Below are 19,069 nucleotides of genomic sequence, written 5' to 3'. Positions count from 1 at the left end.
CTTCCTTCTCCTTCCGTTAATGGGCAACTCTCACTCTTGCTTCAATAACTCTCAAATATGTAACCTGCATGAATCATTATAAAACGGATAATAGTTTATGTCGTTACAGAACAGTTACATTTCGGTTTCAAACGAGTATCTGCCCCCTAGTAAATGTAACCAATTCACACAAAAAAGGCTACCAAGCCATTAGCTTGATAGCCTCAAAACTCGTTATCCAAAATAATCCGCAAGCCCTCTCGCAATTGCCGCAGCTGCTTTCTTCTGATAGGAAGCTCCGCGAACGAGCGCTTCATCCTTAGGATTCGATAAGAAGCCTAACTCCACGAGCGTAGCGACGGTACTATTCTCACGAAGCACGTATAGATCTCCGAATGACACGCCTTTGCTTGGGAGGCCGGTGCCGCTTCTCAGCTCCGCTTCCACCGCTTGCGCAAGCGGACGATCCTTCTTCTCCGAGTAGAAGAACGTCAACGTTCCGGTCGACTTCTTCACCGAAGAATTGTAGTGAATGCTGACAAAAGCATCCGCATGTGCCGATTCACTAATCCGCACGCGCTCAGACAACTCTGGCTTCACATCTGTTGTACGCGTCATAATAACGCGCGCGCCTAGCCGGACAAGCTCCTGCTTCAGATAGTTCGCCGTGCTGAGCGTCAGCGTCTTCTCCTTCGTGTCCTGCGTCGTGCCGATCATGCCCGGATCGTTGCCGCCATGCCCGGCGTCGACGACGATGAGCTTTCCTCTCAGCCCCTTGCCGCCGGATGACTGTGCCGACAATGGCGCGCCTTTGCCAACGTACTGCTTCGCGACCCAGCCATTCACCTTCGCCGATGTCTTAATCTTCAGCCAACTGCCTTGGCTGCCGTTAATCATTACCTGCTCGCCTTGCATGAGCGAGCCGACCACTTTGTAGCCCGTGCCAGGACCGGAGCGAATTCGCAGCGATTCCGTAAGGACGGTCGCTGTAGATCCCGAGCTTGTGCTGACCGTGCCGCTTGTCGGCGGCGCTGAAGCTGCCGAGGTGTTCTCTGCTTTGCCCGAGCTGTCCAGCTTACGGAGCAAATAGCCGGCTGCCCAGCCGGTCATTTTATTCTTCTTAATCTGTACCCAGCCGTCGCTTTCTTCGTCCGTTACGGTTACGACGTCGCCCGATTCCAGCTGACCGACGACCGACGCTTGAAGAGACGGCTCGCTTCGAACATTCATTGCGGTGGTGTTTACTTTGGCTTGATAAGGGAACTTGGATGTGGCTGCCGCCATTGTCATGCCTAGTGAACCGACAACTAGAATCATAATAATAGCGAGACTGATGAGTTTGCGCATAGAATCTCCTTCCGGGTGGATAGAAAAGGTTGATTCCCATTATAGCAGCAGCTGGTAGAATGCGACATCCTCTTTTTTGCCTAAAATAGTGCCCGCGATGGATAGTTTCAAACAGGGGCGCATCCTAGACTATATCAATCTCCCTAGTCGACTCTATTCGACACTGGGTAAAGCCATTTACACAAGCGACTATCGGGTCATTCACATATTCCATAGTTATCCATATATACCTGAGAATTCGTTTTGAATACACGAGAATACATGATTTCTTTTATTGCCGAGATGGGTCAATACTCCTATCCCCGTGCCTCTGCCAGCCTATTAATCCTTGTACGGATCGAATTCATCCGCGCCAGCCATGCACACCCCGATCGGCTTGAGCACATGAAGCACATCAATCGTTTCACGATGCGCGTCCAGCACATCCTGCAGCTTGCGATAGACGAAAGGACTCTCGTCTGTACCCGCCCCGCGAAGCTCGACGCCGAACGCTTCAACCGCCTGCTTCATCTGCTGCGGAGAGATTAGGCCACCGCTGCGTTTCCGCGTTTTCCAGTTCATTTTGCCTGCGGCTGCCGTCCGGCTCATCACTCGGCCCGCTCCGTGCACCGTGCTGTAACACGCATCGCGGTTCTCTTCCGTCGCTTTGCCGCGCACGATGACGGAGATATCGCCCATGCTCCCGCCGATAAACCCGAGCTGCCCCGGCGCGGATGGCGTCGCTCCTTTGCGGACGACGATCGTTTCTTTGCCGCCATGCTGCTCTTTCCACGCATAGTTATGGTGATTATGTACCTCCATGTCCGCCTCTGCGCCTAGAATGGACAGCACCTGACTCATCACATAGTCGCGCCCGGCGTACGCATATCGGCCTGCAAGTCGCATCGCACGGTAGTACATATCGCCGAGCTCGCTGTCGATATCGAACAGAGTCGGCGGTTGATCCATTTTCTCGCCTGGCGCATTCCCCAGAAACTCTCTGTCCGCCGAGAGATTGAGGAAGCCGCTCGCCGTCTTATGCCCAAACCCGCGGCTGCCAAAATGATTCGCCACCCACAACAAGCCCGTCGCCTGCTCCTCGAACAAATCGACAAAATGGTTCCCGCTCCCCACGGTCCCCAGCTGACTCCGCGCCAATGCCAGCAGCTTATCATGCTCCTGCTTGCCGACTGCTCTGTACACCGCCCAGTCCGGGTCATCGAACAGCTCATGATCGACCTGCACATCGTTCACACGCCCGACGCCGAACGAAATACGCTGCGCGATCGTGTTCATAATTGAAGCGATCTTCGGCTTGATCTCGCTTGCCAGCAAGTTCGTGCGAACCGCCTTGTTCCCGCAGCCAATATCATAGCCTACACCGGATGGCGAGATTTGACCGTCATAGACGACTACGCCTCCGATCGGCTGGCTGTACCCTTTGTGATGATCCGCCATAAGCAGAGTCTGCACGACGTTGCCGGTTTCCGCACAAGTCAGAGCTTGCGCGACCGCTCCTTCATCAGGTGTTCCCCACACACGCACACCTTCAATAGTTGTATAACTCATCTATATCCCTCTTCCCGACGCTTCCGCAATTGCGGCGCGAAATAATTCATTTAGTCTCTCTTCTGCGAGCACATCCACAGTTGCTACCGCTGGTGCGGCATTTTCGAAATATGACATTTGCTGCTCTAGATACTCGTTCAATACGTCGAGACGGGGCCCGTAATCCAGCTCGTCTCCGGCGATTTTGCGCGCTAGCAGCTGGTTAATCGTATTCGTAAGCTCGCTGTCCTGTGGCAGCATGGCATTTACAAGCGTCTGGAACTCCGTCGGCGGCATCGTGTTCTCCCGCTCGATCCATCTGCAAGCCAGTATCGGCCGCAGCACGTAAAAATATTTCTTCAGCTTCACCTGGTCCCCTTGCAAATAAACGCGGTAGTTGCCTCTTGCCATATGCAAGTAGTGATAGAGGCACGATCTCGGCGAGAACGCCTGCTTCGCCAAGCTTCGAATTTGCTGGGCAATTGTTGTCTCTTCCAAATACGGGATCGGCGACTGCAGCCATTCGAGCAAGGGCGGATTCGACTTACGGAACAGCTGCAGCGTTTTGCCAATGTCCCAGCCACTTATGTCGAGCATACTGCTGATCGGACGCTCGATCACGTCGCGCCGATCGAATATCGATAAGTACCACTCTACCCGCCGCACATAGATGAATCGCACATCGTAATCGCTGTCCTTGGAGGGGAATCCCCACGCCCGGCTGCCGGACTCGCAAGCATAGACGATACGGACATTTTCCTCGCGTTCGATGCCTCTTAGCTGCTCTACAATTTGTTCTCGCGTATATACGGTCATATGCCGTCCGCCTCCTTTTTTCACTTAAGCCTGCACCTATTGTCTCCGGTTTCGCTCTTCGCGAACATGGCGTAAGTATGACGACCCAATAAATTCCCGTTCTCGTTCCAAGCATCCCCTGTTAAAATATTACCATTAGAGCATTGTACGTCGCTTAAGGAGGTTGAACCGCCCTGGCTAGAGAAAGCTTCGATAAAGAGATCCAGTTCCTGAGGATGCTCGTCTTAACGAGTGGTGCCTACAATCGGCAGCAGTTCGCGAAGCGGCTCGGCATCTCTGTACATACCTTTGACAAGACCATCCGCAAGCTGAAAGAAATTGTGTCCGCTACTCACGGTCAGCCGCCCGAGGAACAGAGCAAAGAGATCGCGGATGCGCTTCGCCTCAATTACTATGATTCCGCTGACCCGCTGCTGCTCTTCCTGTTCCGCGCCAAGTCGCTCAAGGAATCGGAGAGCGTCCGCCTCGCGCTGCTCCTCGCGGCTCTGAATGAGAAGCCGCAGACTGCGCTTGAGCTGCTGGACGTCTGCTGCAATGCGCCGCATAGCGCAGACATCTCGCTGTTCCCGGACGAGAAAACGATCCGCTCCGACCTGCGCTACCTGGAGGAGGTCGGGGTCATCAAGCGGGAGCCGGGTCCGAGACCGTATCGCTACCGGATGCAGGACGATCTCGTTCGTCAGCTAGACGGCGACGAGCTGCGTGATCTACTGAACTACGTTGATGTGATGGCGAATACGCAAGTACCGTCCGTTCAAGGCTATCTGCTGCGCGATCACTTGAAGAAGAGCGCTGCGCATAAGCAAAGCAATGGCGGCGGAAACGGCAGTGGCGGCAAGTCAGATGCCACAGAGCCGTTCCTATACAAGTACCACTACTACTCTCGCATATTGGACGAGGCACATCTGTTTACGCTGCTCGGGGCGATTCAGAACCGGCGCAAAGTGACATTTCTTTATTTTTCGCCAAAGTCGGATACGAGCTACGCCTCCAAGAACACGAATCCCTTGTTCGAGCGTGAGCATGAAGGTCGAGCGGAAACCGCGCTGCCGATCAAGGTCGTCTATGATCACCAGTATGGCCGCTGGTATATGCTTGCCAACAACAGCCGCGACGGCATTCGGAAGTACCGGCTGGAAGGGATGACGCAGATTGAGGAAGGCGAGCAGGTTGCCGAGGAGCTGTACGAGGCGAAGCGCTCTGAGCTGGAAGCGCGCATTAAGCATAGCTGGCTTATCGATACCGGCCGAGCTGTGACTGTGCGGGTACGGTTCTTTCATCCGGGCGGTTCCGAACCGAATTTCGTGCGGGATCGCGTGCTGCTGCAAGGGCAGTGGGGTGAAATCGTAGAGGAAGAGGAAGATTCCTTCATCTACGAGATTGTCGTCAACGGTACGACGGAGATCCGGCCTTGGTTGCGCAGCTTCGGATCTAGCTGTGAAGTACTCTCGCCCGCTTCGCTTCGGCGTGAGATGATTGAGGAATGGAAGGAGATTGCGTCCTACTATGAATCCGTTTGAGAAAATATTCAACTACCAGGTCATCTCCCGCCTGGAGGACTCTGGTACGTTCATGGTTACATCCCACGAGCGGGCGTGGCTGAAGCTGATGCTTCAGCATCCGGCGGCGGAAGCGGCTTTCGCGCCTGAGACACTGGAGAAGCTCCGGACGATTCTGAGCGAGGATGTATCTCTCGCAGTGAAGGAGCATCTCATTGAGAAAGCCCGCAGCTTCGAGAAGCAGGTTTATCATCCATTGCTGCGCAGTTTAAGCCGTTTCATTGCAAGCCGAGCTGCCGTGTCTCTTACGTTCTCCATTCGAGATGGACGCCAATACGAGGAGCATGCAGGAGTTCCTTATAAACTCGAATATTCGATGGTGAAGCGCGAATGGTATCTGCTCTGGTATAACGTGAGGAAGCGCGCTTTCATGAGCACGAAGATGGATAAGATTGTGTCGATTGCCGAAGCTGAGATGCAGCCGCAGCACGTGGAGCAAGCGCTGAGCTCCATTCGCGAGCGGCTGAATAAACGCAAGGAAGCGGCTGTTATTGCAGTAATGCCCGCTTACAACCGGGAGCTGTCGCGTATTCTCTATGCGTTCTCTTGCTTCGAGAAAACCGTCGACTATGAAGAGGATGCGGGCATTTACGCCATTCGCCTAAGCTTCCTGAGCGACGAAGCCGAGTATGTGCTTAGCAAAATCCGGTTCCTCGGCAAACGGATTCGGGTCATAGAAGGCGAGTACTTGCGCCGGCGGATGCTCGAGTCATCGAGGAAGGCGCTTGCCAGGTATGCGGAAGCAGCCGTCTACCCCAATGCGGAGGATTCGGAGGGTCTCGCCACATAGCAAAGAGGCTTGCTGGCGCAAGCCTCTTTGTTGTTGTTTATTAGGAAATCTGCTTCCTATTCCGCTATCTTCCTACCGAACATAACGACGAAATTGAAGTACTTATACATGCAATCGACGTCTCGGAAGCCCGCTTCCGCAAGCCACCCCAGCTGTGACGCAAGGTCCGTCATCCGATCCAGCTTCGTCCGCTCATAAGCAGCGGCAATTTCGGCCTCGGACAGCCCGCTTACCTCTACTTTGCCCCGCCAATCCGACTTGTAACGTTCATCAATGAACGGCGAGTGGCCGAGCACCTGATCCGCATTAATGAACACGCCGCCTTCGCGCAGGTTCGCCCAGCTATTCCGATACAGCAGTACCTTATCCTCGTCTGATAGATGGTGAATCGATAAGCCCGAAATAATAATATCGTATGATTCCGGAGCAACGAAGTTTGTGTAATCCGCGCACACATACCGGACGTTCGAATTACCGCTAAACCTCGCCCGCGCCACGTCCAGCATATTATCCGCCAGATCAATGAGCGTCAGTGTTGCATTCGGATACCGCTGCACGAGCAGCGAAGCGAACAGCCCTGTTCCTGCGCCAAGATCAAGAATCTTGGGCGCTTCATGCCGTGAGTCCGCGAGCGACGTAGCGACACCGTAGAAATCGTCAAAGCAAGGAATCAACTTCCGCCGCTGCTGGTCATACACAGCCGCCGTTTCATTAAATGTACTGCGAACATGCTGGTTCGCACTAGCTTGATTGTCCATACGACCACCTCCAACTGATTGCTTCCATCATAGACCCGCGCACGACGCTACGTGAAATACGCGCTTCCTATGAATCCCATTGGTTTGGCCTATTTACGCCAGCTTATCCAGCGCCTCCAGCGTCTGCAGCATATGGTCGATCAGCTCCGGCAGATCCTCCATCTGATCCTCGTTGATCTTGCGGTTGAAATGCAGCTCGATCTCGTTATTGTAGATCTCCTGCTGCTCGCCATAGCCGAAGCTCAGCGTCTGCGTCGGCGGCAGCTCTGGTTGCCAGAGCGTCTCGATCTGCTGTTCGATCGCTTTACAAGTCTCGTCTACGTTCTGCACCGGCATATAGAATCGAATACGCAGCGTACAGCCGGGCTTCTCTCCCGTTTGCTCGAGCAGCTCCGCCGCGATATCCTTGAGCGACGCTTCAAGCCGAATCTCGGCGGTAATGCCCGCTCCGTTCACAAGCGTAAATTGGAGCGCGAAGATGCGAGCCATTACGGCCAGCTCCATCCGGTCAATACGATGCGTGATAAGCACTTGGCCTGCGATATTATCGAGATCGTACACCTGGTTCTCAATAGCTACTTTCAAGTTGTCAAATACGGTTGGATCAAACATCGGCAAGCAGCTCCTTCAGCGTTCAGATTCTCATACTCATTAGTTTACTACATACAATAGGAAATACCAGCCGTTACCATCCCTTTCCTATGCTGGCCAGAGAGGAGGAAACAGAAGGTGGAATGGTATGTAAAAGTCATTAAGAACTACGTTGGTTTCCAAGGTCGGGCAAGGCGTAAGGAATATTGGATGTTCATCCTCATTAATCTGATCATCTCCGCGATCCTCGGCATCCTTGAGAACATATTTGGGCTCTCGAACCTGCTATCGAAGCTGTACTCACTCTTCATCTTCCTGCCAGGTTTAGCCGTAACTGTACGCAGGCTTCACGATACCGATAAGAGCGGCTGGTGGGTATTAATCGGACTCATCCCGTTCGTTGGATTCATTGTTCTCTTGATCTTTACTTGCCTCGACAGCGATCCTGGCACCAATCGCTACGGCGAGAATCCGAAATTCGGCTAACACAAAAATGCCCTCGACTATGGGATTCATAGACGAGGGCTTTCCTCTATCAGCGAGTAGCGCTGTTTCAAGTTTAAGGAATAAATTGCTGCACAATCCGTACGACTTTGCCGTTCTTCAGCGTGAGATGGTAGGGGTACTGGCTCACGTCAACCTGCCCGCCTTCACCGTCAGCTTCATGAAAGAGCGACTCGAGCTTCGGCAGAGGAATGCTCTTGTTCCACTCGGTCGTCGTACTGTACAAGCTGTCATGATCATAGATCTGCATCTGCACGGCGGCATGCGGATCTACCTCGAACGTCTGAAGCTTCTCGTCGTCATTGACGATGTAGTAGCCGTCAGGCGCGCTCGTCAATCCTGAATCCGGCTCATGCTTCGCGAAGGCAGCGTCGGCGTCCTTCCCTTCGTACCATTCAATCGGGTCGGCTGTAACCGAGATCTTGCCGCCTTGATCGTTCATCCCGTCGATGAAGACTGTAATCGTATCCGGAGTACGGGCGATCGGCTCATAGGTAGGATTACTGTAGGCCGAAACTGTTGAGATACATGCTGTCAAACCCAAGATCGTAAGCATGATGCCTAGCGCATGACGTTTCATCATCACCGTCTCCTCGTGTACGAACCTGACGCAATCCATCGCCTATTAAGATTCAACAAAGCAGGCTTGCCTCTATTTCTATCATACCCGATTGTTTACGAGATTGGCATATCCTCCAGCGCCATTCTTGCTAAAGATTGAGTAAAACTTGCACCGGTAACAGCGGCTTAGATGCAGCCCGGATACTGGCGTCCGCGCACAAGCAGGTGCGGATTCGGAACAGCAGGCACGCGTCCCGGCTTCGAATGAGCATCTGCATAGTGCAGCACATAGGCACGCCGCTGACGATCCTCCGTCACGTTATTGCCCGAACGATGAAGCAGCGTACCCGGGAAGAAGACGCCGCTTCCTTTTGGCAGGATACAAGGCACCTCGCGCATCGTCCTCGCGGCATGCACCTCTTGAAAATACTTGCGCTGCATCACGTCCACGGGAACGTCGTGCGGATAAATCTGAGAGTTCTGGCTGCCCGGAATGACATGCAAGCAACCATTCGCGACATCAACATCATCACAGGCAATCCATACCCCGATTACCGTATCTGGCACCGTCTTCAAGTAATGCGAATCTTGGTGGTACGGCTGACCAATGCCGAGATTTCGCGGCTTGTCGATGTACATGCTCTGAATACATTTTACATCCGGCCCGATAATGGCGTTCAGCACATCCGCGATTCTATCGTGCAAGGCGTAGTAACGGAACACGGGGTCGGAGAGATGCATTTCGTGGCCGATTTTGAACAAGTATTCCGAATTGGGCTTCTCATCCGATACAAGTCCGCGCTCGACTGCTTCCGGCTCCATGTACAGCGCATTGCCTTTGTACATCGGAACAGTGCCGTCGACCATCCCTTCTGCGCGGGCAATAATTTGATCACACTCTTCCGGCGTGTACAAATCTTGCACAATCAGGAAGCCTTGCTCCTTATAGTGCTTCACTTGCTCGTCCGTTACCGTGTAGGCTGCAGAGCTGCTCTGGCCATTGCTCATGACCCAATTCCCCCTTGCTTACAAGTTTGGGCGATACGGATTCGTAATCGTTCCCTTCACGCCAGGGTGATAGGTGAATATTCCGCCTGCATGAGGCTGCAGCGCCATCGCGGAAGGCGAAGTGCCGATGCTTGCTGTCGTAATATACAGCGTCATCAGGTCATCACCACCGAAGACGCAGGAACTCGCCTTGGCAACAGGCACGTAGATTGCTCCGAGCTTGCTGCCTGTTCGAGGATCCCATCTCGACACCTGCCAGCCATCCCAATGTGCAATCCAGAGCATGCCTTCACTGTCGATGGTCATGCCATCCGGGAAGCCGTCTTCCTTATGGAAATCGATAATAATCTGCGGATTGCCAAGCGCACCGCTTGCCGCATCATAGTCGAAGGCCGTTACCGTTTGCTTCATTGAATCAATGTAATACAACTGCTTCTCATCGAGGCTCCATGCGATGCCATTCGATACGCCGACACCTTCGACCAGCTTACGGCACTGCCCGTCTGTGTCCAGCACATACAAGGAACCGGTTACATCTACTTCGACATTTTGCATCGTTCCTGCGAAGAAACGCCCCTTTGAATCGCATTTGCCATCATTGAACCGGTTGCCTGGCATGTCCGCTTCTGGATCGGCAAGTGCTGTCAGCGTGTCTGCACCCATATGATACCGCTCGAACCCGTCGCGTGTAGACACAATAACCGCATCGGGATCGGATGCATCGCATACGACGGCACCGACCGATTTGCCTAGTGGAAACTTTTCGTTCTGCAGCGTGATCGGGTCGAATCGACAAAACATTTCCCCGGCAATATCGACATAATACAGCTTACGCTGCTCCGCATGCCAATATGGCCCTTCCCCGAGGACCGTCTTCGCATCCAGCAGCAAAACCGCTTCCTGTGCGAACGCTCTTACCCGGTCCCGCACCTCAGCCTGCGCAACCATCTGATCCATAAATTCCCCTACTCTCTTAAAGATCTATTGTGAGACCACCATCCACAACGAGCGATGCGCCTGTCATGAAAGAGTTGTCCGGACTCGCTGCGAACAGAACGACAGAGGCGACTTCATCCGCTTGCCCGACGCGACCGATCGGCTGCGCCTCGTTCCACGTCTTCATCGTTTCCTCGCGCGGCGTATCCAAATTCTTCACGCTGCTTTCCAGCATCGGCGTATGCACAGCGCCGGGCAGAACCGTATTGACTCGGACATTCTGCTTGGCGAAATCGAGCGCAATCGCTCTCGTCAGCGAGACGATGCCACCCTTCGATGCGGCGTAGGCCGAATAGCCATCCAGCGTTGCAAGCGCGTGAACAGAGCTGACGTTCACAATCGCACCGCCACCTTGCTGCACCATAGACGGAATGACCTCGCGGCAAAATAAAAAAACCGATGTTAAATTATTCGTAATGACTTCATTCCATCCCTGCAAGCTCATCTCGGTGATCCGAATCTGCGGGCAAACTGCCGCATTATTGACAAGTACGTCAATGCGGCCGAAACGCGCCAGCGTCTCAGCCACTACCTGCTTCACATCTGCTTCCGAGGCAACGTCCGCCTCCACCGCAGCGGCGCGGAAGCCCGCCGCTGCAATCTCCTCAGCGGCTGCTTCCGCATTCGCCGCATCACGGTCGACGACGATGACGCTAGCGCCTTCCGCCGCGAACCGCCGGCAGACCGCCCGGCCGATGCCGCTCCCGCCGCCTGTAACGATGACAACCTTATCCTTCCAGCTGTCCATACCATTCAACCCCGCTTCCGCTACGAGTCCCCTACATTGAAGCCGAATGCTGCCTATTCATTTAACTGCCCATTTGCTTATCTACATGTCTGCCTGTCTGCCTATTCGCCTAACTGCCTACCTGTTATTTCACCGTCTCGCGCTTCTCCCAGCCTTGTTTGAAGAGCGGCAGCCAGTTGCCGACTTGATACGGATGCTTATCGATCTCCTCCAGATTCAGCTCTACGCCAAGGCCCGGGCCTTCCGGCGGAACGAGGAAGCCGTTCTGCACTTTAAGCGGCGGCTGCAGCACATTCTCTTCCCACGGCTCGTTGAACTCGTCGAAGATTTCATGCAGGAAGAAGTTCGGCGTCGCCATATTCAAGTGGCTGCAGACCACGGAGCAGACCGGACCTTGCGCGCTGTGCGGCGCGGTCACGCCGTTGTGCGCATGCACCATGCCGCACACCTGCTTTGAAGCGGAGATGCCGAGGAACTGCGGCTCCAGCTGAATGATGTGCACCGCGTCGTGGCGCAGCAATTCCGCGAACTGCTCGCGCGAGTAGTAGTCTTCGCCGCAAGCGACAGGCACGGGGCTGCGACGCGCAACCTCCACCATCGACGAGATCAGATGCGGCGGCACCGGCGCCTCGAACCACGTCGGCTCGTATTTCAGCATGGCATCCGCGAACTGCAGCGCCGTATGCACGCTGAATCGATTATGCCCTTCGATGAGAATATCGACATCTGGGCCGACCGCTTCGCGTACCGCTGCGATGTTCTCAATCGCCGCCGAGAAGTCCTGTCTCGTCACCGTACGCCATGCGGCGCCGAACGGATCGAACTTCAGCGCGGTATAGCCCTTATCCACGACAATCTTCGCTTTCTCGAAGAAGTTGTCCGGCGTATTCGGTCCGCGGTACCAGCCGTTCGCATAGGCGCGGAGCTGATCATGGCAGCTGCCGCCAAGCAGCTTGTAGAGAGGCTGATTCGTCGCCTTGCCCATAATGTCCCAGCAAGCGGTTTCTATTGCAGCCAGCGCGGAGCCTTGAATTTGGCCACCGTCGGAATAGACATCGCGGAACAGCTTTAGGCTAATTGTCTCTACATCAAACGGATCGCGTCCGATAATGAGATGCTTCAGCTCGTGGATGGCGGCTTCCACCGTCTTCGCGAACCCGTTCAGCGTCCCTTCGCCGAGGCCGGTAATGCCTTCATCCGTGTCAACAAGCACGAAGAGCCAGTTCTTCCACGGGTTACCTAGTATATAAGTGCGAACATCAGTAATCTTCATCGCAGGGTATTCCTCCTAATCGTTGGTAGATCCAACGTAGCATAGGGCGAATAACTCGGACAAGATGTCTAACTTGTATACATCAATAAATCATCATCGATTCAGCATCTCATCATCACAGCATAATGACCTTCACATACTCAATATGCTGTTCAATAAGCCGAAGCGACAGCTCCGTATCCTGACCAGCCAGCGCATGCCGGATCTGCCAGTGCTCTTCCAGACTGCCCTTTAGCCGGCCCTTGTTGCGGACGAACGTCGTGCGGACCACCAACATGAATTTATCCTGAATTCGCTTCATCACTTCCATATATTCTTCATTATCTAAGCCAGCGACGATCATCTCATGGAATTGCCCGTCGAGCTCGACATAGCGCGTAATATCCGCCCGTTCAATGGCTAACGCCTGAAGCGCCAAATTCTCATCGAGCCGCATGAAGAAGGCGTCGTCCATCTTCCCTGTCAGCTTTCGCACCGCGAAGGTCTCAAGCGACAGGCGAAGCTCGTAGATTTCTAGTATCTTCTTCAGCGATACCTCCTGCACAATGACTCCTTGCTTCGGCGACAGCTTCACAAGGCCCATCATTTCAAGCCGGTCAAGCGCAGAGCGTATCGGCGTCTTGCTCATCCCGAGCAGCTCGCTCAGATACTTCTCAGACAGAAACATGCCTCCTGGCCATTCGCCGCTGACAATGTTCCGCTTCATCACGTCAAAAGCGGTATCGCGCAATGTTTTACCTTCCCCTACGCTGCTCATCTGCTCCAAGTCCCCTTTCCTATGCTATACTTCCTCTTAACCGCTTTCTTAACAAGGTTTAGAGGAGGCCTTTCCTTTCCCATGCCCGGTCCATCGCTGCGCGAGCAAGCCTATCAAACCATCTATGAACGGATTATATCAAACCAATTGGCAAAAGGAACCGTTACCTCCGAGGTGCAGCTCAGCCAACAGCTCGATATGAGCCGGACGCCGATCCGTGCAGCGCTTCAGCAGCTGGAGACAGAGGGCTTCGTCCGTATCGTCCCGAAGCATGGCGTGCTCATTCTCGATTCTTCCGCACAACGAGTCGGCGACCTGCTAGAGCTGATCGCGGCAATGCTGCTCTTCTCGGTAACGAGCGTGCAGCTGCGCGATGCGGCGGCACTGCCAGCGCTATCCGGCGAGCTGCTTGCCGATCTCGCCTCCTTGGATAGCGGCGATATACAAGCTCTCTGCCGCTTCGAATACCAGTTCCTCACGCGCACGATTGCGCTGAGCCACAATGAAGAGATGCTTCGTACGCTTGATCGAAGCGCCTCCCGCTTGTTCTGGTCCAGCAACCGCAAGCGTTGGATAGCGCCTTATCAGCAGGACATGTACAGCTGCATACAGTCATTGCTGCACAGCCTGAGCAGCCCAACAGCTATCGCTAACGAAGCAATCAACCGCTACCTGCGTATGCTGAAGCTGACGTGGCAATAATCAAAGCGACTGCTTACATCACATCACTTTACCGCTATTCAAACCCCACAACAACAAAACGTCCTCAGGCACTAGGCCGAGGACGTTTCTCATTATCCGCGCTGTTTCAGCAGCAGAGCCTGCAGCCGGTCGAAATTTTGCTCATTGCCTTCCACCGCGTACGACTTCACCATTTCGAATTCTTTTGCCGTATCGAACAGCATTCGCCATGTAAGCTTCGTATTCTTCGCATCCACTTCCTCGAAGATCGCCGTCATTTGAAAATGTGGCCCGTTCAGATGCTTAAACACGACCCGCTCCGACGCATGAATCTCGATGAACTCGCTCTTGTTCTTATAGTCCGTGCCATCTGGTCCATGCATGACAAACTCCCATTGACCGCCAGGCTCGAACTCGAACGTCTGGAACGTATTTGTGAATCCATTCGGTCCCCACCAGCTCGCTAGCTGCTCCGGATTGCGCCAAGCTTCGAACACTTCTTCGCGCGGCGCGTGCATGATTCGCCAGTTGATAATCTCCCGGTCATTCTCCGTTACTGCATTCCGTACGCGTTCGTTAGACATCGTCATCAATCCTCCGTATCGGCTCAATATTGCAACCCTTTACCTTATAGACACAGCAGCCCCAAGTTATCTATCACTCAACAAATGTCACCATACCGCCATCAAGCGAAGCAATACGAGCTAGCGACTCTACCCTATACCCATGATCGTTCAGCTTTCCTCTGCCTACCTGGAACGACTTCTCAATAACAATGCCGATGCCAGCAACCTCTGCTCCAGCTTGCTCTACAATGCGTGCCATCCCCAGCGCAGCCTCGCCATTCGCCAGAAAATCATCTATGATGAGCACTCTATCACCTTGCTCAAGAAATTTCTTCGACACGGTAACCTCGCTCTCCTCCTGCTTCGTGTAGGAGTAGACCTTCTCGGTATAGAGATCCGTCTGCAGCGTGAGCGACTTCCGTTTGCGTGCGAACACCATCGGAACGCTCATCCGATAGGCCGCCATAACAGCCGGAGCGATGCCGGAGGACTCTACGGTCATAATCTTCGTTACGCCCGCATCATGGAATAGCTCTGCAAATGCTTGTCCCATCGCCATCATCAGCCCCGCATCGACTTGATGGTTCAAGAACGTATCCACTTTCAAGACCCCGCCAGCAAGGACGATGCCCTCTTGTCTAATCTTTTCTCTCAGCAGCTCCACAAGCAACACGCTCCTTCCTCTTTCCCCCATTTTACCCTTGCAGGTTCCGCCGCACAACAAACAGCCGCTCCCGCGCGTGAGCACGGAAACGGCTGTTTTAACCCAAGGGGCTATACCGAAGGCTGTTCACTTTCAGCCATCTCGACGACGGTTACGCCCGGAGGCGCAGTCACCACATAGCGGAAAGCTCCATCTGCGTCAAAATACCACTGAACGGTCAGATCACCGTGCGGCGTATTCACGGTACCGCTGCAGGAACGGATACCGCCAACTGGCGTCGGCGAAATTCGTACCTTGCTGTAGCCCGGCGACAGAGGCTGGATGCCGAGCACAACCTCGCCTATCCACTTCACCGGCGTGCTCGACCAAGCATGGCACAAGCTCATCCGATAAGAGCCGTAAGCGGTATACGTCGTGAGCGCATCGTGAAAATCCCGCTTCGAGCTGTCGTCCGAGCTTAAGGTATACGATTCCCAGAATGTCGTAGCGCCATTGTCCAGCATTCCGCCCCATACCGTCTTAATAATCTCATATGCACGTTCATGCCTGCCATATCGAGAATAGCATTCCGCCAGCTGGAAAGCCGATAACGGCGTAATCGGATCAGCCAATTGATAGCTGTCTAGAAAAGCGACTGCCGCATCATCCGACACATAGCCGCTCGCGATGCCGAGCACCTTGACCGCAAGTGCGTACGACGGCTTCAAGTAATGAGCCGAAGTAAGCGATTGAAGCGGCCAGTCGATCTTAAGCTCCAGCTCCGGCATTGCTACAGCCAGTTTAAGCAAATCTGCCCGAGTCAGCGCATAGATCGCTTGCAGTGCAACCGCGCGCTCCTCATCCGTAAGCGGCACCCACTCCACGAGGACGCCATTTTGCGGCAGAAGTCCACTTCCAGGCTGCGTATTCTGCCCCACCCATGCAATATGGCGCTGCAGCGGCTCCTTCATCTCCAGCACGAAGGACTTGTCGCCAGTCTGCACATAATATTCGCACACCGTCTTCAGCCACCAGAGCGTATACTCACAGATGCTGTTCATCCAATGTCCGCTCGGCGTATCGACGCCAAGCTCCCGAACCGCTCTCTGTATTACCTTTGTGTCGTCCCATAGAAAGTAACACGATTTGGCTGCCAAATAGAAATCAAACGTCCAATTGAGCCGATCTCGCTTAATGCCGTCCCATAGACCGATCTGATGGCAAATTCGGCTCGTATGCGCAGACACCTGGAAAATCTCATTCAGCTGCTCGGAATCGCTCGACAATGTACCGGCTTGACGAAGCGCCACATGAACGGATTGAAACTTCAGCTCAAGCGCGAAGGGCTGTCCGATCTCGCCCAGCACGAACAGCTGGATATAACGGCAGCCTTGCGGCAGCGTATATTGCGTTTGCCCCGGCTCTATTTCGAGCCACTCCGTTATGCAGCCTTCGTAATGTGCCAGCTCATGCAGAGACTCCGCGCCATTCCAGAGCAGCTTCACTCGCTCCGCTCCGGTATTGGCAACGGCGAAACGGCAATTATGCTCCGCCTGCAGATCAATCGTCACCGACGAGGCGCCGGTGAGCCCCATCTCGCGCTGCAGTCCGCGCATCGCTTTCCATTCATTCTGCTTGCGCAGGTGGTAGAACAGCTCTAGCTGCTCCTGCTCCGGCTTCACAAGCGTTCCGTCTTGACCATGCTTACCGGTTACGCTCACGACGCCGTTCGAGACAGCCGCTCGAAGCGCCTCCTCTGCTATTACAGCTGTATCATTCAAATCATAGGCTTCAATATCGCCATAACCGCCTGCTACGAATGCAGCCGGACTATTCTCCAGATCACCGAACGGCTCCTCGCCAAGCCTGCAGATGACGGCTGCATGCTCATCATCGGCTTGCCACGACTCGTCTGTCACCAGCCATAAGCCATCCCCTTGCAGGTAACCAATTGCCCCAACACGACGATTCCATAGATAATAGTTCACTTCCACAATCGGAATGAATGCACGGCAGTCCAACTCAAGCCGAAGCTCATGCTCTCCTGCCTTCAGATCGCCAGGGAATCCCCCAATGGTTAGCCATTCCCCCGCATTGCCCGCCCGTTCTGGAAGCGTCGCAACGAGTACGCCATCCAGTATGACGCGAGCTGCGCCCGTGAACGAAGCGTGAAAGGATACACCGTTTATATCCTGCTCTAGTATAAATTTACGAGACAGCACGCAGCTTGGGCGATGATCTCTCTCCTCATGCCACAGCCAGAGCGGCAGCTTCAAATCGAATTGCTGAGTGTCCATATAGTTCCTCTTTTCATCTACGATTTAATAGCACCGGACACCATGCCTTCGATTTAGTACTTCATGCCGAAGACGATGACTAGAATCGTCGGTACGCTGCCGATAATATAGCCTGCGAAGGATAAGCTATAAGCGCTTACATTATTATGTAATGTCATCTTAACATCGAAGGGGCAATACCAACAACAATAAAACAAAGCATGTTTTCTCTGAAGCCAAACCCTTGATACTACTGAATATGTGACACACTAACTTATAAAAACAGCAGAAAAATCACTTCTATATTAGCTAAGATCATATAAAACGTTTTAATTAATTGGCTCAGACAAGCACAAAAAAAAGCTCCTTGCACTAGGCAAGAAGCTTGTCTGTTGTTTATGGTCGGGATGACACGATTTGAACATGCGACCCCCTGGTCCCAAACCAGGTGCTCTACCAAGCTGAGCTACATCCCGTTATAAAAATGGCGTGCCCTGAGAGATTCGAACTCCCGACCTTTTGATTCGTAGTCAAATGCTCTATCCAGCTGAGCTAAGGGCACTAATGGAGCGGAAGACGGGAATCGAACCCGCGACCCTCGCCTTGGCAAGGCGATGCTCTACCGCTGAGCCACTTCCGCAAAAATTATGGTGCGCGTAGAGGGACTTGAACCCCCACGGTCGCCCGCCAGATCCTAAGTCTGGTGCGTCTGCCAATTCCGCCATACGCGCACGTTATGTTGCATCCATTTTCTTTGGCTAGAAAATGGTGAGCCATGTAGGACTCGAACCTACGACACCCTGATTAAAAGTCAGGTGCTCTACCAACTGAGCTAATGGCTCATGTGAAAATGGTGCCGGCGATAGGAGTCGAACCCACGACCTACTGATTACAAGTCAGTTGCTCTACCAACTGAGCTACACCGGCATGATTGAGAAGAAATGGCGGAGCCGACGGGATTCGAACCCGCGGTCTCCTGCGTGACAGGCAGGCATGTTGGGCCACTACACCACGGCTCCGCGTTTACTTATTCCGATTATAGGTCCGAAATAAGGATGTTTGGTTGCGGGGGCAGGATTTGAACCTGCGGCCTTCGGGTTATGAGCCCGACGAGCTACCGAGCTGCTCCACCCCGCGTCATTGAAAATCATATGGTGGAGGCTGACGGGATCGAACCGCCGACCCTCTGCTTGTAAGGCAGATGCTCTCCCAGCTGAGCTAAGCCTCCATAGGAAGTTTGAAATGGTGACCCGTAGGGGACTCGAACCCCTGTTACCTCCGTGAAAGGGAGGTGTCTTAACCACTTGACCAACGGGCCTTGCTTTTGAAAAATTGCAACGGAGAAGGAGGGATTCGAACCCTCGCACCACTAACGCGGTCTAACCCCTTAGCAGAGGGTCCCCTTGAGCCACTTGGGTACTTCCCCATGAATGGCTCCCCGAACAGGACTCGAACCTGTGACAACTCGATTAACAGTCGAGTGCTCTACCAACTGAGCTATCAGGGAACAACATGAATGTTCGGGCAATACTTAACACCCTGAAAACTGGATACGAACCTTTGCGAAGGTTTCTTGCTTTAGCTGGATTTACTTATTTAGGATAAGCCCTCGACCGATTAGTATTCGTCAGCTGCACACGTTGCCGCGCTTCCACCTCGAACCTATCAACCTGATCGTCTTTCAGGGGT

General features: G+C 53.7%; 18 protein-coding genes, 12 tRNA genes and 1 rRNA gene. 4 read left to right on the top strand and 27 right to left on the bottom strand.

The window, feature by feature from the left end; genetic code table 11:
• Positions 1-213 precede the first annotated feature (213 nt).
• The 3 genes from AC0YNX_RS24255 to AC0YNX_RS24245 form a co-directional block, all read right to left on the bottom strand.
• Positions 214-1,326 carry an N-acetylmuramoyl-L-alanine amidase gene (locus AC0YNX_RS24255; protein WP_475818274.1) on the bottom strand — a complete coding sequence of 371 codons (1,113 nt, stop codon included), beginning with the start codon at positions 1,324-1,326 and terminating at the stop codon, positions 214-216.
• A 321-nt stretch (positions 1,327-1,647) separates the two neighbouring features.
• The gene (locus AC0YNX_RS24250; protein ID WP_475818273.1) at positions 1,648-2,874 is read right to left on the bottom strand and encodes an RtcB family protein; all 1,227 of its coding nucleotides are present in this window, start codon (positions 2,872-2,874) and stop codon (positions 1,648-1,650) included.
• Positions 2,875-3,669 carry a nucleotidyltransferase domain-containing protein gene (locus tag AC0YNX_RS24245; RefSeq protein WP_475818272.1) on the bottom strand — a complete coding sequence of 265 codons (795 nt, stop codon included), beginning with the start codon at positions 3,667-3,669 and terminating at the stop codon, positions 2,875-2,877. It abuts the gene before it with no gap.
• A gap of 173 nt (positions 3,670-3,842) precedes the next feature.
• On the opposite strand from AC0YNX_RS24245, the gene AC0YNX_RS24240 reads away from it, so the two are divergent.
• Together AC0YNX_RS24240 and AC0YNX_RS24235 are read left to right on the top strand one after the other, a co-directional pair.
• Complete coding sequence (locus AC0YNX_RS24240) at positions 3,843-5,189, top strand: helix-turn-helix transcriptional regulator (RefSeq protein ID WP_475818522.1); 1,347 nt, start codon at positions 3,843-3,845, stop codon at positions 5,187-5,189.
• Positions 5,176-6,018 carry a WYL domain-containing protein gene (locus AC0YNX_RS24235; protein ID WP_475818271.1) on the top strand — a complete coding sequence of 281 codons (843 nt, stop codon included), beginning with the start codon at positions 5,176-5,178 and terminating at the stop codon, positions 6,016-6,018. Before AC0YNX_RS24240 ends, AC0YNX_RS24235 begins: the two co-directional genes overlap by 14 nt.
• Before the next feature lie 56 nt (positions 6,019-6,074).
• Here AC0YNX_RS24235 and AC0YNX_RS24230 read toward each other — a convergent pair whose 3' ends face one another.
• A complete protein-coding gene (locus AC0YNX_RS24230) occupies positions 6,075-6,776 on the bottom strand; it encodes a class I SAM-dependent methyltransferase (protein ID WP_475818270.1) in 702 nt (233 codons plus the stop codon).
• A 93-nt stretch (positions 6,777-6,869) separates the two neighbouring features.
• Positions 6,870-7,388, bottom strand: a complete 519-nt coding sequence (locus AC0YNX_RS24225; protein WP_475818269.1) for a hypothetical protein — start codon at positions 7,386-7,388, stop codon at positions 6,870-6,872.
• Between the two features lie 117 nt (positions 7,389-7,505).
• Here AC0YNX_RS24225 and AC0YNX_RS24220 point away from each other — a divergent pair, with 117 nt between their 5' ends.
• Positions 7,506-7,853, top strand: coding sequence for a DUF805 domain-containing protein (locus tag AC0YNX_RS24220; RefSeq protein ID WP_475818268.1), 348 nt, complete (start codon positions 7,506-7,508; stop codon positions 7,851-7,853).
• A gap of 73 nt (positions 7,854-7,926) precedes the next feature.
• Here AC0YNX_RS24220 and AC0YNX_RS24215 read toward each other — a convergent pair whose 3' ends face one another.
• The 6 genes from AC0YNX_RS24215 to AC0YNX_RS24190 all read right to left on the bottom strand — a co-directional run bounded on the left by AC0YNX_RS24215 (position 7,927) and on the right by AC0YNX_RS24190 (position 13,214).
• The gene (locus AC0YNX_RS24215) at positions 7,927-8,454 is read right to left on the bottom strand and encodes a hypothetical protein (RefSeq protein ID WP_475818267.1); all 528 of its coding nucleotides are present in this window, start codon (positions 8,452-8,454) and stop codon (positions 7,927-7,929) included.
• A 164-nt stretch (positions 8,455-8,618) separates the two neighbouring features.
• Positions 8,619-9,440 (bottom strand): phytanoyl-CoA dioxygenase family protein, encoded by an 822-nt coding sequence (locus AC0YNX_RS24210; protein ID WP_475818266.1) that lies wholly within the window; start codon positions 9,438-9,440, stop codon positions 8,619-8,621.
• Between the two features lie 18 nt (positions 9,441-9,458).
• Positions 9,459-10,397, bottom strand: coding sequence for an SMP-30/gluconolactonase/LRE family protein (locus tag AC0YNX_RS24205; RefSeq protein ID WP_475818265.1), 939 nt, complete (start codon positions 10,395-10,397; stop codon positions 9,459-9,461).
• Between the two features lie 16 nt (positions 10,398-10,413).
• Entirely contained in the window at positions 10,414-11,184 is a 771-nt protein-coding gene (locus tag AC0YNX_RS24200) for an SDR family NAD(P)-dependent oxidoreductase (protein WP_475818264.1), read from the bottom strand.
• A 124-nt stretch (positions 11,185-11,308) separates the two neighbouring features.
• The gene (locus tag AC0YNX_RS24195) at positions 11,309-12,457 is read right to left on the bottom strand and encodes a mandelate racemase/muconate lactonizing enzyme family protein (protein WP_475818263.1); all 1,149 of its coding nucleotides are present in this window, start codon (positions 12,455-12,457) and stop codon (positions 11,309-11,311) included.
• A 115-nt stretch (positions 12,458-12,572) separates the two neighbouring features.
• On the bottom strand, positions 12,573-13,214 hold the full coding sequence (locus tag AC0YNX_RS24190; RefSeq protein ID WP_475818262.1) for a GntR family transcriptional regulator: 642 nt from the start codon (positions 13,212-13,214) through the stop codon (positions 12,573-12,575).
• An 81-nt stretch (positions 13,215-13,295) separates the two neighbouring features.
• Here AC0YNX_RS24190 and AC0YNX_RS24185 point away from each other — a divergent pair, with 81 nt between their 5' ends.
• Positions 13,296-13,916, top strand: a complete 621-nt coding sequence (locus AC0YNX_RS24185; RefSeq protein ID WP_475818261.1) for a GntR family transcriptional regulator — start codon at positions 13,296-13,298, stop codon at positions 13,914-13,916.
• A gap of 92 nt (positions 13,917-14,008) precedes the next feature.
• On the opposite strand, the gene AC0YNX_RS24180 is transcribed toward AC0YNX_RS24185, so the two are convergent.
• The 16 genes from AC0YNX_RS24180 to AC0YNX_RS24105 all read right to left on the bottom strand — a co-directional run.
• A complete protein-coding gene (locus AC0YNX_RS24180) occupies positions 14,009-14,479 on the bottom strand; it encodes an SRPBCC family protein (RefSeq protein ID WP_475818260.1) in 471 nt (156 codons plus the stop codon).
• A 73-nt stretch (positions 14,480-14,552) separates the two neighbouring features.
• Entirely contained in the window at positions 14,553-15,125 is a 573-nt protein-coding gene (locus AC0YNX_RS24175; RefSeq protein WP_475818259.1) for a xanthine phosphoribosyltransferase, read from the bottom strand.
• Between the two features lie 110 nt (positions 15,126-15,235).
• Positions 15,236-17,401, bottom strand: coding sequence for an alpha-L-rhamnosidase C-terminal domain-containing protein (locus AC0YNX_RS24170; protein WP_475818258.1), 2,166 nt, complete (start codon positions 17,399-17,401; stop codon positions 15,236-15,238).
• Positions 17,402-17,779: 378 nt separating this feature from the next.
• Positions 17,780-17,856: transfer RNA gene (locus tag AC0YNX_RS24165), tRNA-Pro, on the bottom strand.
• A gap of 9 nt (positions 17,857-17,865) precedes the next feature.
• Positions 17,866-17,942 (bottom strand) — tRNA-Arg (locus AC0YNX_RS24160).
• Between the two features lie 3 nt (positions 17,943-17,945).
• Positions 17,946-18,020, bottom strand: a tRNA-Gly gene (locus AC0YNX_RS24155).
• 8 nt (positions 18,021-18,028) lie between these two features.
• Positions 18,029-18,111: transfer RNA gene (locus tag AC0YNX_RS24150), tRNA-Leu, on the bottom strand.
• A 35-nt stretch (positions 18,112-18,146) separates the two neighbouring features.
• A tRNA-Lys gene (locus AC0YNX_RS24145) sits at positions 18,147-18,222 on the bottom strand.
• A gap of 9 nt (positions 18,223-18,231) precedes the next feature.
• Positions 18,232-18,307 (bottom strand) — tRNA-Thr (locus AC0YNX_RS24140).
• A gap of 15 nt (positions 18,308-18,322) precedes the next feature.
• A tRNA-Asp gene (locus AC0YNX_RS24135) sits at positions 18,323-18,399 on the bottom strand.
• 41 nt (positions 18,400-18,440) lie between these two features.
• Positions 18,441-18,517 (bottom strand) — tRNA-Met (locus tag AC0YNX_RS24130).
• Positions 18,518-18,532: 15 nt separating this feature from the next.
• Positions 18,533-18,608: transfer RNA gene (locus AC0YNX_RS24125), tRNA-Val, on the bottom strand.
• A gap of 15 nt (positions 18,609-18,623) precedes the next feature.
• Positions 18,624-18,698 (bottom strand) — tRNA-Glu (locus AC0YNX_RS24120).
• A 20-nt stretch (positions 18,699-18,718) separates the two neighbouring features.
• Positions 18,719-18,806: transfer RNA gene (locus AC0YNX_RS24115), tRNA-Ser, on the bottom strand.
• 5 nt (positions 18,807-18,811) lie between these two features.
• Positions 18,812-18,887, bottom strand: a tRNA-Asn gene (locus AC0YNX_RS24110).
• A gap of 90 nt (positions 18,888-18,977) precedes the next feature.
• Positions 18,978-19,069 (bottom strand): 23S ribosomal RNA (locus AC0YNX_RS24105); the annotation flags it as partial.

Source organism: Paenibacillus sp. J31R98, from assembly GCF_056269245.1.
The sequence above is the reverse complement of the archived record's forward strand: the minus strand, read 5'-3'. Positions and strand labels throughout refer to the sequence as shown.

Excerpts from the sequence above, each read along its gene's own strand:
- AC0YNX_RS24230 (WP_475818270.1), bottom strand. The coding sequence starts at position 6,776 with ATGGACAATCAAGCTAGTGCGAACCAGCATGTTCGCAGTACATTTAAT.
- AC0YNX_RS24205 (WP_475818265.1), bottom strand. The coding sequence starts at position 10,397 with ATGGATCAGATGGTTGCGCAGGCTGAGGTGCGGGACCGGGTAAGAGCG.
- AC0YNX_RS24225 (WP_475818269.1), bottom strand. The coding sequence starts at position 7,388 with ATGTTTGATCCAACCGTATTTGACAACTTGAAAGTAGCTATTGAGAAC.
- AC0YNX_RS24255 (WP_475818274.1), bottom strand. The coding sequence starts at position 1,326 with ATGCGCAAACTCATCAGTCTCGCTATTATTATGATTCTAGTTGTCGGT.
- AC0YNX_RS24190 (WP_475818262.1), bottom strand. The coding sequence starts at position 13,214 with ATGAGCAGCGTAGGGGAAGGTAAAACATTGCGCGATACCGCTTTTGAC.
- AC0YNX_RS24215 (WP_475818267.1), bottom strand. The coding sequence starts at position 8,454 with ATGATGAAACGTCATGCGCTAGGCATCATGCTTACGATCTTGGGTTTG.
- AC0YNX_RS24185 (WP_475818261.1), top strand. The coding sequence starts at position 13,296 with ATGCCCGGTCCATCGCTGCGCGAGCAAGCCTATCAAACCATCTATGAA.
- AC0YNX_RS24250 (WP_475818273.1), bottom strand. The coding sequence starts at position 2,874 with ATGAGTTATACAACTATTGAAGGTGTGCGTGTGTGGGGAACACCTGAT.
- AC0YNX_RS24245 (WP_475818272.1), bottom strand. The coding sequence starts at position 3,669 with ATGACCGTATATACGCGAGAACAAATTGTAGAGCAGCTAAGAGGCATC.
- AC0YNX_RS24235 (WP_475818271.1), top strand. The coding sequence starts at position 5,176 with ATGAATCCGTTTGAGAAAATATTCAACTACCAGGTCATCTCCCGCCTG.
- AC0YNX_RS24210 (WP_475818266.1), bottom strand. The coding sequence starts at position 9,440 with ATGAGCAATGGCCAGAGCAGCTCTGCAGCCTACACGGTAACGGACGAG.
- AC0YNX_RS24170 (WP_475818258.1), bottom strand. The coding sequence starts at position 17,401 with ATGGACACTCAGCAATTCGATTTGAAGCTGCCGCTCTGGCTGTGGCAT.
- AC0YNX_RS24195 (WP_475818263.1), bottom strand. The coding sequence starts at position 12,457 with ATGAAGATTACTGATGTTCGCACTTATATACTAGGTAACCCGTGGAAG.
- AC0YNX_RS24180 (WP_475818260.1), bottom strand. The coding sequence starts at position 14,479 with ATGTCTAACGAACGCGTACGGAATGCAGTAACGGAGAATGACCGGGAG.
- AC0YNX_RS24200 (WP_475818264.1), bottom strand. The coding sequence starts at position 11,184 with ATGGACAGCTGGAAGGATAAGGTTGTCATCGTTACAGGCGGCGGGAGC.